Below are 13,511 nucleotides of genomic sequence, written 5' to 3' on the forward strand. Positions count from 1 at the left end.
CCAATTTTAACGTTTCGTTAACTTTCGACTCGATTCGCGCGCCCGTTAACGGCTCATTAGCTATGAGCGAGCGGGTGGACCTGTCACGTCCGAGCCTTGCGCCCCCACAAGGGGCGCGCGGCCCCGTCTCTCGCTCGTGTGGCGGTTGAGGCGAGGTACGATCATGGTCGCATTGGATGCAGCATCCGGCGGCGGCGCACGCGAAAGCGCGCTGTCCCACCCGAAGGCGGGGATCAAGGTCGGCGGGCCCGACGCGCTCTGGAAGCGCCTGGAATACGGCACGCTGATCGGCGGCATGGGCTTCGGCGCCATGCTCGGCGTGTGGTGGATGTTCACGCATGAGATGACGTGGATCGAGTGGACCTCGCTCGGCGTCGGCTACGTGATCATCAACGTCGGCGTCGGCATGGGCTACCATCGCTACTTCACCCACCGCAGCTTCGAGACCTCGACGCCGATGCGCTACGCGATCGGCATCCTGGCGCAGCTCTGCTGCCAGGGCTCGGTGCTGCGCTGGGTCGCCGACCACCGCCGCCACCATGCCCACGCCGACCAGTGCGGCGACGTCCACAGCCCCGTCGTTGACGGCCTCTGCAACAACGAAGGCACGCTGAAGGGCCTGTTCCACAGCCACATCGGCTGGCTGGCGGACTCCACCACGACCGACCTCGACGTCTTCGCCCGCGACCTGCAGCAGGACCCGGTGATCATGTGGTGCCATCGCACCCGCTGGTTCTGGGCCTTCGTCTCCATGGCCGGCGCGCCGTTCCTGTTCGGCTACGCCTTCGGCGGCCTGGAGCACGGGATCGGGTCCATGCTGGTGGGCGGCTTCCTGCGGACCTTCCTGTTCCTCAACATCGTGCTGGCGGTGAACTCGATCGGGCACACCTTCGGGTCCGAGCGGTTCGACAACCACAGCCACGCCAAGAACAACTGGATCCTGGCGCTGCTGACCTTCGGCGACGGCTGGCACAACAACCACCACAAGCACCCACGCAACGCCTACGCCGGCCTCGCCTGGTACGAGATCGACGTCAACGGCTACATCATCTCGGGCCTCGAGAAGCTCGGGCTGGTGTGGAACGTGGTGCGCGTGCCCAACGCCCGGGCGGACTGAGCGCTCCCCTATGCGCGGCGGCGCGGCCCGGGTCTGGCGCCCGCGCGCCCCGCTTTCGCATCCCTTCGCAGTCGCGGTAGTGTGACGCCGTCACGACCGTCGGGTCGGCTAGGGCGTCACGCGTATGCTTGTTCTGATCGTCGCCATCGGCACCTATGGCGACGTGCTGCCCTTCATCGCCGCCGGCGCGGAGCTGGTGCGCCGCGGCCACGAGGTCGCGCTGTGCGCGCCGGCGCCGTTTGGCGACGCGGCGCGGCGCGCGGGCCTCGACTTCGCGCCCGCCATGAGCGCCGCGGAGTACGAGAAGCGCTTCGGGCATCCGACGTTCTGGACGCCATGGCGCGGCGCGCGGCGGCTGTTCCGGCAGGCGGCGCGGTCGCTGCCCGAGACCTACCGCTTCGTCGCCGAACGCCGCCGGCCGGGCGAGACGGTCGTGGTCGGCTCGACGCTGGCCATCGGCGCCCGGGTGGCCTTCGACGCCTTCGGCGACCCGCTCATTTCCGTCCACCTCTCGCCGCTGACGATCCAGACCCGGCACGACGCGCCCCGCACGCCCGGCCTGCCCATGCCGCGCTGGCTCCATGCCGGCCTGAAGTGGGAGCTGCAGCTCGGGTCCGACGCCTACTTCGTCAATCCCGTCGTCCTGCCGCGCCTCAACGCGTTCCGCGCCACGCTCGGCCTCGGGCCGGTGCAGCGGCTGCGCTACTGGTGGAACTCGCCGGTGCGAGTCGCGGCGATGTTTCCAGCGTGGTTCCATCCCGCCCAGCCCGACTGGCCGGCGCAGACCGTGCAGATCGGCTTCCCCGAGGCCGGCCGCGAAGGCGGCGAGGCGAGGGGGCTCGATCCCGCGCTGGAGGCCTTTCTGGCCGCAGGCGAGCCGCCGGTGCTGGTGACATTCGGTTCGACCCGGCGCGACACCGAGCGGCTCTACCGCGTCGCGATCGCCGCCTGCGCGCGCCTCGGCCGCCGCTGCCTCGCGCTGTCCCAGACGCCGATCGAGGACGGCGGCGAGGGGCGCGCGGACGTCCATGTCGCCCGCTACGCGCCCTTGCCGGAGGTGCTGCCGCGCTGCGCCGCGATCGTCCACCACGGCGGCGTCGGCACCATGGCGCAGGCCTTCGCGGCGGGCGCGCCCCAGCTTGTCGCGCCGCTCGCCTTCGACCAGGCCGACCATGCGGTCCGCGTCGCGAAGCTCGGCTGCGGCGCGGCGTTCCGCACCGGCTGGTTCGACGAGCGTCGGGCGGCGCGGCTTCTCGGCGCGCTGCTCCGTTCCGAGCGGGTGCGCGCCCGCTGCGCGGAGGTCGCCGCCGCCTGCGACGGACCGGGCGCGCTGGGGCGGCTCTGCGACGAGATCGAGAGCCTCGCCCCCGCGCGCGCAGCGTGAGGGCGGCCGGACCTTCGCCCTTAGTGTGTGTGGACGCTCGATGCTGCGGCGCCTAAGAACGTGACAAGTTCTCGCCCGCCGGTCCTTCGGGAGTCCCGATCTCGATGTTCAAGAAAATCCTCATCGCCAACCGCGGCGAGATCGTCTGCCGCGTGATCAAGACGGCGCGCCGCATGGGGATCGCGACCGTCGCGGTCTATTCCGACGCGGACCGGGACGCGCTCCACGTCGAGATGGCGGATGAGGCGGTGCACATCGGGCCGGCCCCGGCGTCGCAGTCCTATCTCGTGATCGAGAAGATCATCGCGGCCTGCAAGCAGACCGGCGCCGAGGCGGTCCACCCCGGCTACGGCTTCCTGTCCGAGCGCGCGGCCTTCGCCGAGGCGCTCGCGGCGGAGGGCATCGTGTTCATCGGGCCGAACCCGCACGCGATCGAAGCCATGGGCGACAAGATCGAGTCGAAGAAGGCGGCGGCCGCGGCCAACGTCTCGACCGTGCCCGGCAACCTCGGCGTCATCGAGAGCGCCGAGGAGGCGGTCCGGATCGCCGACGAGATCGGCTATCCCGTGATGATCAAGGCCTCGGCCGGCGGCGGCGGCAAGGGCATGCGCATCGCCCACTCCGCCGACGATGTGGCGGAGGGCTTTCGCGCGTCGAAGTCGGAGGCCAAGTCCTCCTTCGGCGACGACCGCGTCTTCATCGAGAAGTTCATCGTCAACCCGCGCCACATCGAGATCCAGGTGCTGGGCGACAAGCACGGCAACGTCGTCTACCTCGGCGAGCGCGAATGCTCGATCCAGCGCCGCAACCAGAAGGTCGTCGAGGAGGCGCCGTCGCCGCTGCTCGACGAGGCCACCCGCCGCGCCATGGGCGAGCAGTCGGTCGCGCTGGCGAAGGCCGTCGGCTACGACTCGGCTGGAACGGTGGAGTTCGTCGCGGGGCAGGACAAGTCGTTCTACTTCCTCGAGATGAACACCCGCCTGCAGGTGGAGCACCCCGTGACCGAGCTCGTCACCGGCGTCGATCTCGTCGAGCAGATGATCCGTGTCGCCTACGGCGAAAAGCTCGCGATCACCCAAGGCGACGTGAAGCTCACCGGCTGGGCGGTGGAGAGCCGCATCTACGCCGAGGACCCCTACCGCAACTTCCTGCCGTCGATCGGCCGGCTCAAGACCTACCGGCCGCCGGTCGAGGAGAGCGCGGGCGGGATCACGGTGCGCAACGACACCGGCGTCACCGAAGGCGGCGAGATCTCGATCCACTACGATCCGATGATCGCGAAGCTCATCACCCATGGGCCGGACCGCCTGACCGCCATCAAGGCGCAGGCGGACGCGCTGGACGCTTTCGCGATCGACGGCATCCAGCACAACATCCCCTTCCTCACCGCGCTCATGGAGCATCCGCGCTGGCAGGAAGGCCGGCTCTCCACCGGCTTCATCGCCGAGGAGTTTCCGGACGGCTTCGCGCCGGCCAAGCCCGACGGCGAGATCGCGGCGACGCTGGTCGCGGTCGCCGCCCAGATCGACTGGCTGACCATGGAGCGTCGGCGCGCGATCTCGCACCAGCTGCGGCGCGGCGCGGCGACCAAGGAGATGCTCCGCACCATCCTGCTCGACGGCGCCCCCACCCGCGTGGAGACGCGGCCACATGGCGACGCGGTGGCGGTGAGCGTGATCGACGAGGCGGGCGGCGAGGCCAGGACCTACCGTGTCGCGACCGACTGGAAGCCGGGCGAGCCGGTGTGGCGCGGCGAGATCGACGGCAAGCCGGTCTCCGTGCAGGTGCGCAAGCACCCGCCCGCGGGCTGGGACCTCGCCCACCGCGGCGTCTCGGTCGTCGCCCGCATCCACGGCGCCCGCATCGCCGAGCTGCTGTCGATGATGCCGGAACGCCAGGTCGCCGACACCTCCAAGCTGCTGCTCTGCCCGATGCCGGGCCTCGTGGTCTCGATCGCGGTGGAGGAGGGCCAGGAGGTCAAGGCGGGCGAGATCCTCGCCGTCGTCGAGGCCATGAAGATGGAAAACGTCCTCCGCGCCGAACGCGACGGCAAGATCGCCAAGATCAACGCCAAGCCCGGCGACAGCCTGGCGGTGGACGCGGTGATCCTCGAGCTGGAATGAAGGCGGCGGCGAGAGCGCTTCCGCCAGCCCCTCCCGTCCTCTAACCTCGCCGCATGCCTCACTATTTCGCTTATGGCGCGAACATGTGCCGGCGGTCGATGGCCCGCCGCTGCCCGACGGCGGAGCCGGTCGGTCCCGCAGTCCTCGACGGCTGGCGGTTCGCGATCTCGCGGGACGGCTACGCCACGGTCCTGCGCGAGCCGGCGGCCGCCGCCCACGGCGTGCTGTGGCGGCTGACGGAGAAGGATCTGTGGGCGCTCGACGCCTTCGAGCGGGTCGCCATGGGGCTCTATCGCAAGGAGCGGCTGCGGGTGCGGTCTGCGGAGGGCGCGCGCGGCGCGATCGTCTACGTCTCGCGCCACGTCCAGCCGGGGATCGCGGTCTCCGGCTACATGAGCGAGATGGTGATCCCGGCGGCGGTCGAATGGGGGCTGCCCGAGCCCTATCTGGCCGAGCTCAGGCGGTTCTCGTCCGGCGCGCGGGGCGGGCCGGCGGCGCAGGGAGGGTTTCGATGACGGACGTCGCGGCGGAGATCGTGGTCACCGGGCGCGTGCAGGGCGTCGGCTACCGCGCCTGGGCGCGCAGCAACGCCAACGGGCTCGGGTTGCGTGGGCTGGTCCGCAACCGCGCGGACGGCTCGGTGCAGGCGCAGATCGCAGGCCCCGAGGAGCGGATCGCGGCCTTCGCCGCAGCCTGCCGGGCGGGGCCGACCGAGGCGAAGGTCGAGCGCGTGGAGCGCCGGGCGGCGACGCTCGACGCCATTCCCGAGGGCGCCCGCGTCGAGATCGCGCCCGACGCTTGAGCTATCCTATCTCTTGTCCCGGCGAACGCCGGGACCCAGACGCTCGGACCCTTCCGTAAGTGGCTCCCAGCCGTCGCGCGTGGTCTTGGCACGCAGGCGGATCTGGGTCCCGGCTTTCGCCGGGACAAGAGGGCGAGGATTCGGAGCTCAGGCCCCCGAAAGCGCGATCGTCTCCACCCGTCGGGTGGGGCCGAACACCTCTTCAAAAGTCTCCTGCAGCGCCATGTCGACCTCGGTCATGCTCACCACCCGGCCGAGGTCGGCGAGGCTCGTCACGCCCTGGTCGCGCACGCCGCAGGGCACGATGCCGGCGTAGTGGCCGAGGTCCGGCTCCACGTTCAGGCTCACGCCGTGAAAGGTCGTCCAGCGCCGCACGCGCACGCCGATGGCGGCGATCTTGTCCTCCGACTGGGCCCCGCGGTCGGGCCGGCGCACCCAGACGCCGACGCGGTCCTCGCGGCGCTCGCCGCGCACGCCGAATCGGTCGAGCGCCGCGATCAGCCAGGCCTCCAGCGCCGCGACGTAGCGGCGCACGTCGGGCCCGCGGCGGTGGAGATCGAGCATCACATAGGCGATGCGCTGGCCGGGGCCGTGGTAGGTGTACTGACCGCCGCGCCCCGTCGCGAACACCGGCAGGCGGTCGGGCTGCACCAGGTCGGCTGCGTCCGCGCCGGTGCCGGCGGTGTAGAGCGGCGGGTGCTCCAGCAGCCAGACGAGCTCGTTCGCGCTCCCCTCGGCGATCGCGGCGGCGCGCGCCTCCATGGCGGCGACGGCGGCGGGGTAGTCCACGAGCGCGTCGCTCACGAGCCAATCGACCGGAGCCGCGTCGTCCGGCGCGGGCAGCCGTGCGGCGAGGCCGTCGCGCAGGCCGGAGGGGGGACGCTCAACCATGCGTTAACCACGACTGTGTTGCACTTCAGGGGGCCGGCCGGCGTATCGGCCGCAGCCGCCCCCCGGAGACGTTTCGTGCCGCGCATCGACGAGGTCAACCTCGAGCTCACCATCGTGCTCGGCGCGGCGAAGATGCCGATCCATCAGCTGCTGCGCATGGGCCGCGGCGCGGTGATCGAGCTGACCACCGAGGACGACGACGCGGTGACCATTCTCGCCAACGACCACCCGATCGCGCGGGGCTCCGTGTTCGTCAACGGCGACCGTATCGGCGTGGAGATCACCTCCATGATCACGCGCGACCAGAAGGGCCGGACCGACCGCCTCACGCCCGCGCCGGAGCCCGTCGCCACGGCGGCGTGAGGGGGTTCCGCCCGGGCGGTTTGTCCACAGCCGCGCGCCGGACGCGAAACCCGGCCGATCGCCCTTGTGGAGCCGACATCGATTTGTTATCAGCACCGCCGTCGCGGTCGTGGCGGAACTGGTAGACGCGCAGCGTTGAGGTCGCTGTGGGGCAACCCGTGGAAGTTCGAGTCTTCTCGACCGCACCAGACATACTGGTCGCACAATCTACCTCATGCGATCGCAAAAGACCCCGGAAGCCCAGCTTCCGGGGTCTTTTGATTCGTGCGGCGGCCGTCGCGCTCGAAAGCCGACCTCAGGTGCGCGTCACCGTCAGCCGGACGCTGCCGCTGTTGTTGTCGTAGGTCTGCCAGGTGTCGTTGGCGAAGCAGTAGAGGTAGCCGGAGGCGCGCGGCGTGAAGGTCGCCTTCGCGCCGATCAGGAAGGTCTCGTGCTGCAGGATCATCGGCTTCGCCTCCCGCCGCAGGGGCCGTCCGATCTCCTTGCCGCCTTCGTCGATCCACGCGCCGCTCGCGACGACGCCGACGAGCGCGAACCAGCCGAAGGCGTCCTCGCGCTTCGTCAGCCAGAAGTCCGCCTGCTGGTTGCCGGTCAGCGTCTTGTAGAGCTGCTCGGCCTGGCCCCAGCCGGCGAGCAGCGCGTGCACCGCCTCGCCGAGATGAAAGTCGCCGTCGTCCGACCCCGCCGGTCCCGAGGGAATCGACTTGTCCAGCCACTGGCCCGTCGCGGCGAAGGCGTAAGTCGCGCCCGCTTCCAGAAACAGGCCCGTGGCGTTCCAGGGCTCGCGCGCGAAGACGTCCACGGCCGCCGAGGACTTTGCGGCGGCTTTCGCCTTAGGCGCGGGTTTCGGAAGCGTGGTGGTCGGCCAGTACGAAAGCTGGGTCAGCGGCGGGTTCTCATGTCGATCCCGCGCGGAGGCGTGCAACGGCGCGGCGGCGTCGGCGAAGCTCGGGACCTCGCGCGGCCGCGACTTCAGCGTCTTGAACACGCCGGTGCGCGAATCGTGCAGCACGCCGCGCGCGTCCGGCTTGAGCTGCGCCTCGGCTCCGGCCCGGAAGGCGAGGCCCTCGGCCTTCGCCTCCGTGATCATCCAGGCGAGGGCGCCGTCGGACAGCCCGGTCTGGCCGTAACCGCCGCCGCCGTCGGCGTGGACCCCGGGAAACCAGCGCTGCGTCAGGTTCTGCTTCGGCGGCGTGTCGGACCACAGCGTCGGCGTGAAGCTCTGGCGGCGCTCGTCGATCGCGATCGCGTGGCGGGCGTGGACGACGTTCGGGCTGAGGTCGGTGTCGTGAAACTCGTAGCGCGACGGGTCGTCGATCAGGTTGAGCAGCGCCATGTCGTCGGGAATGCCGAGGGCGCCGACCGTGTCCCACACGCCGATGAAGTGGATGGGCGTCTTGCCTTTCGCGGGCTGTCCCAAGGCGACGCCCTTCAAGGGACGCGTCTTGGTGGAGGTCACGTCGTCCTTGCGCGCGCGGTAGTCGTCGAAGGCGCCGTCCACCGCGGCCCAGATCGCGTCGTCCGAGAGTCCCTCGAGGTTAAGCAAACCGCAGCGCGAGATCATCCCGCTGAGCGAGCGGACGGTGAAGGCGCCCCGGCTGAAGCCGAACAGCCAGATCCGGTCGCCGGGCTCGTAGACCTCGGCGAGCCATCGGTAGGCGCTCTTCACGTTCTTGGTCAGGCCGACGCCCGCGGCGCCGCCCGCGACCCGGGTCCACCAGCCGCCGCCGGTTCCGACGCCCGGGTGGTAGTAGCGCTTGCGGGGGTCGGGATCGGCCAGGGCGCTGTAGATCTTGTGGACGTTCGTGGCGGCCGGAAGGCCGTCGTCGACGTCGTCCGGCGTGTTCCAGGTGCCGTCGCAGCACACCACCCGATCGGTCATTTCGCGTCTCCCCCCGAGAGTTGAACGATTGAGAGCTCCAGAATGTACACGCTTTGCGTGCAACGCAAGCCGGGCTGAGCCGTCCGTTTCGTCTTCCGGTTGCCGCGCCGCGGCAGAAGACCTAAACCCCGCGAGGATCTTCCAAATCCTGCAACCGGGTTCGAGGGCGCATGATCGCTGACGTCGAAACGCGCGACCCCGAAGAGATCCCGGCCGAGACCGCGTTTCGCGACGAGGAGGGGCGGCTCTCCCACGCCTTCGTCGAAAGGGTCGCCGCGGCGATCGCGGCGGGCGACGAGGCGCGGCTCAAGGAGCTCGTCGGCGATCTCCATGAGTCTGACGTCGGCGACCTGATCGAAGCGCTGGAGCATGACGACCGGCCGAAGCTGATCGGGCTGCTCGGCAAGGCCTTCGACTTCACCGCGCTGACCGAGATCGACGAGACGGTCCGCGTCCAGCTGCTCGAGGAGCTGCCGCCGGAGACCGTCGCCGAAGGCGTCCGCCTCATCGACTCCGACGACGCGGTCTACATCTTGGAGGACCTCGACGAGGTCGACCGGACCCGCATCCTCGACCAGATGCCGGGGGCGGACCGGGTCGCGCTCACGCGCAGCCTCGACTTTCCCGAGGAGACCGCCGGCCGGCGCATGCAGACGGAGTTCGTCGCGGCGCCGCCGTTCTGGACCGTCGGCCACGTCATCGACTACCTCGCCGACACGCCCGGCCTGCCCGACACCTTCTACGAGATCTTCGTCGTCGACCCGGCCTACAAGCTGCTGGGAGCCGCGCCGCTCGACAAGCTGCTCAGGGCCCGGCGCACCTCGCTGCTCGCCGACATCCTCGACGAGAACACGCGCACGGTGCGCGCGACCGCCGACCAGGAGGAGGCGGCGCGCATGTTCGAGCGCTACAACCTCGTCTCGGCGGCCGTCCTCGACGACGCTGATCGCCTTGTCGGCGTGCTGATGGTCGACGACATCCTCGACGTCATCGAGGAGGAGGCGGACGAGGACCTCCGCGCGCTCGGCGGCGTGACCGGCGACGAAGAGATCTCGGACACCGTGCTCTACACCGCCCGCAGCCGCATTCCGTGGCTGGTGGTGAACCTCTGCACCGCGTTCCTCTCCGCGAGCGTGATCGGCCTGTTCGAGGCCACCATCGAGCACATGGTGGCGCTTGCGGTGCTGATGCCGATCGTCGCCTCCATGGGCGGCAACGCCGGCACTCAGTCCATGACGGTGGCGGTGCGCGCGCTCGCGACCCGCGAGATCGGCGGCCACAACGCCCGCAGGCTGGTGCGACGCGAGGCGCTGGTGGGACTCGCCAACGGCTCGGTGCTCGCCGTGCTGCTCGGGCTCGCCGCCGGCGGCTGGTTCCTGAACCCGCAGCTCGGCGTCATCATCGCCACCGCCATGGTGGTCAACATGCTGTGCGCCGGCCTGTTCGGCATCCTGATTCCGCTCGCGCTCGATCGCCTGAAGGCCGACCCGGCCGTCGCCTCGGGCGTCTTTCTCACGACCGTCACCGACACCGTCGGCTTCTTCTCGTTCCTTGGCCTCGCGACCTGGTGGTTCGGCCTCGGCTGAGCCCCGCTGCGCGACATGGTGAGCGCAGGATTAACGCTTTCGCCACGTTCTTGGCCTTTGCTGGTGACGGATGATTCACCAGACCCAGGGAGGACGGGATGAGCGACAGCCCACGAGGGCGCCTGACGGGCGCGGCGGTGTTCGCGACGCTTGTCCTCGTCCTGATGGTCGAGATCGACCGGGCGCCGGCCGTCTCCCCGGATGTCGCGGACGTCGTCGCGGCGGCCGCCCTGCAGGAGCATGCGGACCGCGTGGCCGCGCTGCGTCCCTGATCGACGGATCACGGTTTTCATCCTAGAGTTTGCAACGCGTTCGGGACGAGGGTGAGAGCCGTATGGGCCGCATCGGGGGATCGCTGGCGGGCCGCGCCTTGCGCGCAGGCCTCGCCATCGCCGTGGCGTCGGCGTTGAGCGCCTGCTCGACCGTCGGGCCGGAGATCGAGCGCACGGCGCTCCACACCGACATCGGGCCGAACGTCGGGCTCGGCTCGCCGCTCACCGGCGTCGTCACCACCCCCGACGACCACGCCATCCACGGCATCGACGTCGCGAAGTACCAGGGCTCGATCGACTGGTCGGGCGTCGCGGGCGCGGGCGCCAGCTTCGCCTACATCAAGGCGACCGAGGGCGGCGACCGGGTGGACGAGCGCTTCGCCGAGAACTGGGCGGGGGCTAAGGCCGCGGGCGTGCCGCGCGGCGCCTATCACTTCTATTATTTCTGCCGCACCGGCGCCGAGCAGGCCGCCTGGTTCAAGGCCAACGTGCCGGTGGACCCGAACGCGCTCCCCATGGTGCTCGACATGGAGTGGAACCCGGACTCGCCGAGCTGCAAGCGCCGGCCGCCGCGCGAAGAAATCCTCCGCGAGATGTCGGTGTTCCTCCGGACGATCGAGCGGCATTACGGCAAGCGGCCCGCGATCTACACCAGCGTCGACTTCCACCGCGACGTGCTGGTGGGGGCGTTCCCGGACTATCATTTCTGGCTGCGGAGCGTCGCGGGCCACCCGAGCATCCGCTACCACCTCTCGCGCAACTTCACGCTCTGGCAGCACACGGCGACCGGCCGCATCGGCGGCGTGACCGGCAACGTCGACCGCAACGTCTTCGTCGGCAACACCGCCGCCTGGCGCCGCTTCGCGGCGACGGGCCTCTGAGCGAGCCGGCGACGCGCGCATGCGTCGCATCATGGCGCGTCTGCGGCCTGCGGTCCTGATATTGGTCGGGGCCGCCCTAACTGTCGTCCTACATCGATCCCCGCCCAGGCCCCAGGCCCGCGCCGCCGCGCGACGCGCCCGTGACGCCAGGGCTGAACGGAAGGACGAGCCCGATGCTCACCAAGACCGGAAAAGCGCCTCTCGTCGCCGCCAACGGCGCCTCGATCCCCGCTCTGGGCTTCGGGACCTGGCAGTTGAAGGGCGACGTCGCGCGCCAGATGGTCGCCGAGGCGCTGAAGCTCGGCTATCGGCACGTCGACACCGCGCAGGCCTATGACAACGAGGCGGAGGTCGGGCAGGGGCTGAAGGCGGGCGGCGTGCCCCGCGACGAATACTTCCTGACCACCAAGGTCTGGACCGACCGTTTCCGCGCGGGCGATCTCGAGCGCTCGGCCGAGCAGAGCCTGAAGCGGCTGCACGTCGACCACATCGACCTGCTGCTGCTGCACTGGCCCAACCCCGAGGTGCCGCTGGCGGAGACGATCAAGGCGCTGAACGCCGTGCGCGCCTCCGGCATGACCAAGCACATCGGCCTGTCCAACTTCACGGTGGCTCAGGTGCGCGAGGCGGTCGCGCTTTCGGACGCGCCGCTCGTCACCAACCAGGTCGAGTTCCACCCGCTGATCGACCAGTCCAAGCTCAAGGCAGAACTTGATGCGCAGGGCATGGCGCTGACCGCCTACAGCCCGATCGCGCAGGGCCGGGTGAACGATGCGCCGGCCATCAAGGCGATCGCCGAGGCGCACCGCAAGTCGCCGCCGCAGGTGACGCTGCGCTGGGCGCTGCAGCTCGACGGCGTCATCGCCATCCCGCGCTCCTCCAAGATCGAGCGCGTGCGGGACAATTTCGACGTGTTCGACTTCACGCTCAGCGAGGAGGAGATGGCGACGATCTCGCTGCTCGGCACGCGCGAGGGACGGATCACTTCGCCCGCGTGGGCTCCGGTTTGGGATTGATCCAGCCGTCGCCGGGCGTCGGCCGGGGCGCGGCGTCCGTCGCGCGCCGTTCGGGCTCGACCCCTGGGGTCAGCCGGCGGAGGAAGGTCGTGATCGGGGCGGTCCACCCGAGCGACGGCCGTTCGACGACGCGCCATGACAGCCAGCCCGCGGCGAGCGCGAGGGGGAGGGCGGTCAGGAACACGGGCCAGCCCCCAAGCTGAGGCGCGGCGTAGGCCAGCGTCTGCTCGATCAGATAGCCCCAGACATAGAAGCCGTAGGACCAGACGCCGAGCGCGGCGAGCGGTCGGGCGAGCGGGACCGACGTGAACCCGACGCAGAGGATCGCGTAAGCGATCAGGATCATGCCCGCGAGGGCCGCGAGCGGCGTGAAGGCGAGGGGGATGCAGACGGCCGCAATCCCGGCGAGGATCCGGTTCGAAACCGGAATCCGGTCCGCGAAGACCGCCATGGCGACCCCCAGGCCGAAGGTCGAGCCGAAGCGGACGAGGTGATGCGGCGAGCCGAGCGCGAGATGGGCGGCCTCGCCGTTCCAGAACCAAACGACGTTGATCGCGAGGATCAGGCCGAGGCCCGCCAGCACCAGCGGCTTCCGCTTCAGCAGGCCGAGCGCGCCGACCACGCCGAGGGCGACGGCGAATACGAACTCGTAGTGCACCGTCCAGAGCGGGATGTAGAGCAGGCTGGGCTTGATGTTGCCGTCGAACACGCCTGGGAGCGTCGCGTTGACGTCGAGCAGCGTCGCGACCTTGAGCACGAACAGGACGGGGGCGGCTGAACCGAAATAGTCGGCGAGGCTCAGCCGCGTCACGAGGGGCCCGAGCGCGAACGCCGCGACGAGCGCGGAGACCAGGATCGCCGGCACGTAGCGCACGACGCGCGCGACGACGAAGCGCAGGAGATCGGGCCGCGTGAGATAGCTGCGCGCGAGCAGCAGGCCGGAGAGCGCGAAGAACGCGTGCACCCCGTGGAAATCCAGCGAGAACGCGAACACATGGGCGTAGTCGCGCGTCGCGATTCCCGGCGTCGTCACGACCCAGGCGTGCGCCCACAGCACCGCGGAGGCGCCCAGCATGCGGACCGCCGCCAGCGTGTTGTCGCGGCGCGCGAGACAATCGGCAAGGGTGGGCATCGGGGCGAGGGGGTCCCTGGCGTCGGTCACGATCTCGGCGGGCGCGATGGCGCGCGCCTCCG

13 protein-coding genes and 1 tRNA gene are annotated in these 13,511 nt (G+C 70.3%); 11 read left to right on the top strand and 3 right to left on the bottom strand.

Going from position 1 to position 13,511, the window contains the following annotated elements:
• Positions 1-163: 163 nt before the first annotated feature.
• From K244_RS0102240 to K244_RS0102260, 5 genes are all read left to right on the top strand, one after another.
• Positions 164-1,117, top strand: a complete 954-nt coding sequence (locus tag K244_RS0102240; protein WP_020184615.1) for an acyl-CoA desaturase — start codon at positions 164-166, stop codon at positions 1,115-1,117.
• Positions 1,118-1,241: 124 nt separating this feature from the next.
• Positions 1,242-2,501, top strand: a complete 1,260-nt coding sequence (locus tag K244_RS0102245) for a glycosyltransferase (RefSeq protein ID WP_020184616.1) — start codon at positions 1,242-1,244, stop codon at positions 2,499-2,501.
• Positions 2,502-2,605: 104 nt separating this feature from the next.
• Entirely contained in the window at positions 2,606-4,624 is a 2,019-nt protein-coding gene (locus tag K244_RS0102250) for an acetyl/propionyl/methylcrotonyl-CoA carboxylase subunit alpha (RefSeq protein ID WP_020184617.1), read from the top strand.
• A 53-nt stretch (positions 4,625-4,677) separates the two neighbouring features.
• Positions 4,678-5,139, top strand: coding sequence for a gamma-glutamylcyclotransferase family protein (locus tag K244_RS0102255; RefSeq protein WP_024816267.1), 462 nt, complete (start codon positions 4,678-4,680; stop codon positions 5,137-5,139).
• Positions 5,136-5,426: an acylphosphatase gene (locus K244_RS0102260; RefSeq protein ID WP_020184619.1), complete on the top strand. Its 291-nt coding sequence runs from the start codon at positions 5,136-5,138 to the stop codon at positions 5,424-5,426. Before K244_RS0102255 ends, K244_RS0102260 begins: the two co-directional genes overlap by 4 nt.
• 147 nt (positions 5,427-5,573) lie before the next feature.
• Here K244_RS0102260 and lipB read toward each other — a convergent pair whose 3' ends face one another.
• Positions 5,574-6,317, bottom strand: coding sequence for a lipoyl(octanoyl) transferase LipB (lipB, locus tag K244_RS0102265; protein ID WP_020184620.1), 744 nt, complete (start codon positions 6,315-6,317; stop codon positions 5,574-5,576).
• Positions 6,318-6,392: 75 nt separating this feature from the next.
• Here lipB and K244_RS0102270 point away from each other — a divergent pair, with 75 nt between their 5' ends.
• Complete coding sequence (locus K244_RS0102270; RefSeq protein ID WP_020184621.1) at positions 6,393-6,680, top strand: FliM/FliN family flagellar motor switch protein; 288 nt, start codon at positions 6,393-6,395, stop codon at positions 6,678-6,680.
• Positions 6,681-6,783: 103 nt separating this feature from the next.
• Positions 6,784-6,868 (top strand) — tRNA-Leu (locus K244_RS0102275).
• A 107-nt stretch (positions 6,869-6,975) separates the two neighbouring features.
• Here the strand turns inward: K244_RS0102275 and K244_RS0102280 are convergent.
• On the bottom strand, positions 6,976-8,562 hold the full coding sequence (locus tag K244_RS0102280) for a DUF2235 domain-containing protein (protein WP_020184622.1): 1,587 nt from the start codon (positions 8,560-8,562) through the stop codon (positions 6,976-6,978).
• A 170-nt stretch (positions 8,563-8,732) separates the two neighbouring features.
• On the opposite strand from K244_RS0102280, the gene mgtE reads away from it, so the two are divergent.
• The 4 genes from mgtE to K244_RS0102300 all read left to right on the top strand — a co-directional run bounded on the left by mgtE (position 8,733) and on the right by K244_RS0102300 (position 12,317).
• Complete coding sequence (gene mgtE / locus K244_RS0102285; RefSeq protein ID WP_020184623.1) at positions 8,733-10,148, top strand: magnesium transporter; 1,416 nt, start codon at positions 8,733-8,735, stop codon at positions 10,146-10,148.
• A 98-nt stretch (positions 10,149-10,246) separates the two neighbouring features.
• Positions 10,247-10,420, top strand: a complete 174-nt coding sequence (locus tag K244_RS23395; protein ID WP_020184624.1) for a hypothetical protein — start codon at positions 10,247-10,249, stop codon at positions 10,418-10,420.
• Positions 10,421-10,482: 62 nt separating this feature from the next.
• Positions 10,483-11,301, top strand: coding sequence for a GH25 family lysozyme (locus K244_RS0102295; protein WP_020184625.1), 819 nt, complete (start codon positions 10,483-10,485; stop codon positions 11,299-11,301).
• Between the two features lie 173 nt (positions 11,302-11,474).
• The gene (locus tag K244_RS0102300) at positions 11,475-12,317 is read left to right on the top strand and encodes an aldo/keto reductase (RefSeq protein WP_020184626.1); all 843 of its coding nucleotides are present in this window, start codon (positions 11,475-11,477) and stop codon (positions 12,315-12,317) included.
• Here K244_RS0102300 and K244_RS21350 read toward each other — a convergent pair.
• Positions 12,283-13,449, bottom strand: coding sequence for an acyltransferase (locus tag K244_RS21350; RefSeq protein ID WP_245259726.1), 1,167 nt, complete (start codon positions 13,447-13,449; stop codon positions 12,283-12,285). The genes K244_RS0102300 and K244_RS21350 overlap by 35 nt on opposite strands.
• Between the last annotated feature and the right edge of the window lie 62 nt (positions 13,450-13,511).

This window comes from Methylopila sp. 73B (assembly GCF_000526315.1).
Taxonomy (GTDB): domain Bacteria; phylum Pseudomonadota; class Alphaproteobacteria; order Rhizobiales; family Methylopilaceae; genus Methylopila.

Excerpts from the sequence above, each read along its gene's own strand:
- lipB (WP_020184620.1), bottom strand. The coding sequence starts at position 6,317 with ATGGTTGAGCGTCCCCCCTCCGGCCTGCGCGACGGCCTCGCCGCACGG.
- K244_RS0102245 (WP_020184616.1), top strand. The coding sequence starts at position 1,242 with ATGCTTGTTCTGATCGTCGCCATCGGCACCTATGGCGACGTGCTGCCC.
- K244_RS0102295 (WP_020184625.1), top strand. The coding sequence starts at position 10,483 with ATGGGCCGCATCGGGGGATCGCTGGCGGGCCGCGCCTTGCGCGCAGGC.
- K244_RS23395 (WP_020184624.1), top strand. The coding sequence starts at position 10,247 with ATGAGCGACAGCCCACGAGGGCGCCTGACGGGCGCGGCGGTGTTCGCG.
- K244_RS0102240 (WP_020184615.1), top strand. The coding sequence starts at position 164 with ATGGTCGCATTGGATGCAGCATCCGGCGGCGGCGCACGCGAAAGCGCG.
- K244_RS0102280 (WP_020184622.1), bottom strand. The coding sequence starts at position 8,562 with ATGACCGATCGGGTGGTGTGCTGCGACGGCACCTGGAACACGCCGGAC.
- K244_RS0102300 (WP_020184626.1), top strand. The coding sequence starts at position 11,475 with ATGCTCACCAAGACCGGAAAAGCGCCTCTCGTCGCCGCCAACGGCGCC.
- K244_RS21350 (WP_245259726.1), bottom strand. The coding sequence starts at position 13,449 with ATGCCCACCCTTGCCGATTGTCTCGCGCGCCGCGACAACACGCTGGCG.
- mgtE (WP_020184623.1), top strand. The coding sequence starts at position 8,733 with ATGATCGCTGACGTCGAAACGCGCGACCCCGAAGAGATCCCGGCCGAG.
- K244_RS0102260 (WP_020184619.1), top strand. The coding sequence starts at position 5,136 with ATGACGGACGTCGCGGCGGAGATCGTGGTCACCGGGCGCGTGCAGGGC.
- K244_RS0102255 (WP_024816267.1), top strand. The coding sequence starts at position 4,678 with ATGCCTCACTATTTCGCTTATGGCGCGAACATGTGCCGGCGGTCGATG.
- K244_RS0102250 (WP_020184617.1), top strand. The coding sequence starts at position 2,606 with ATGTTCAAGAAAATCCTCATCGCCAACCGCGGCGAGATCGTCTGCCGC.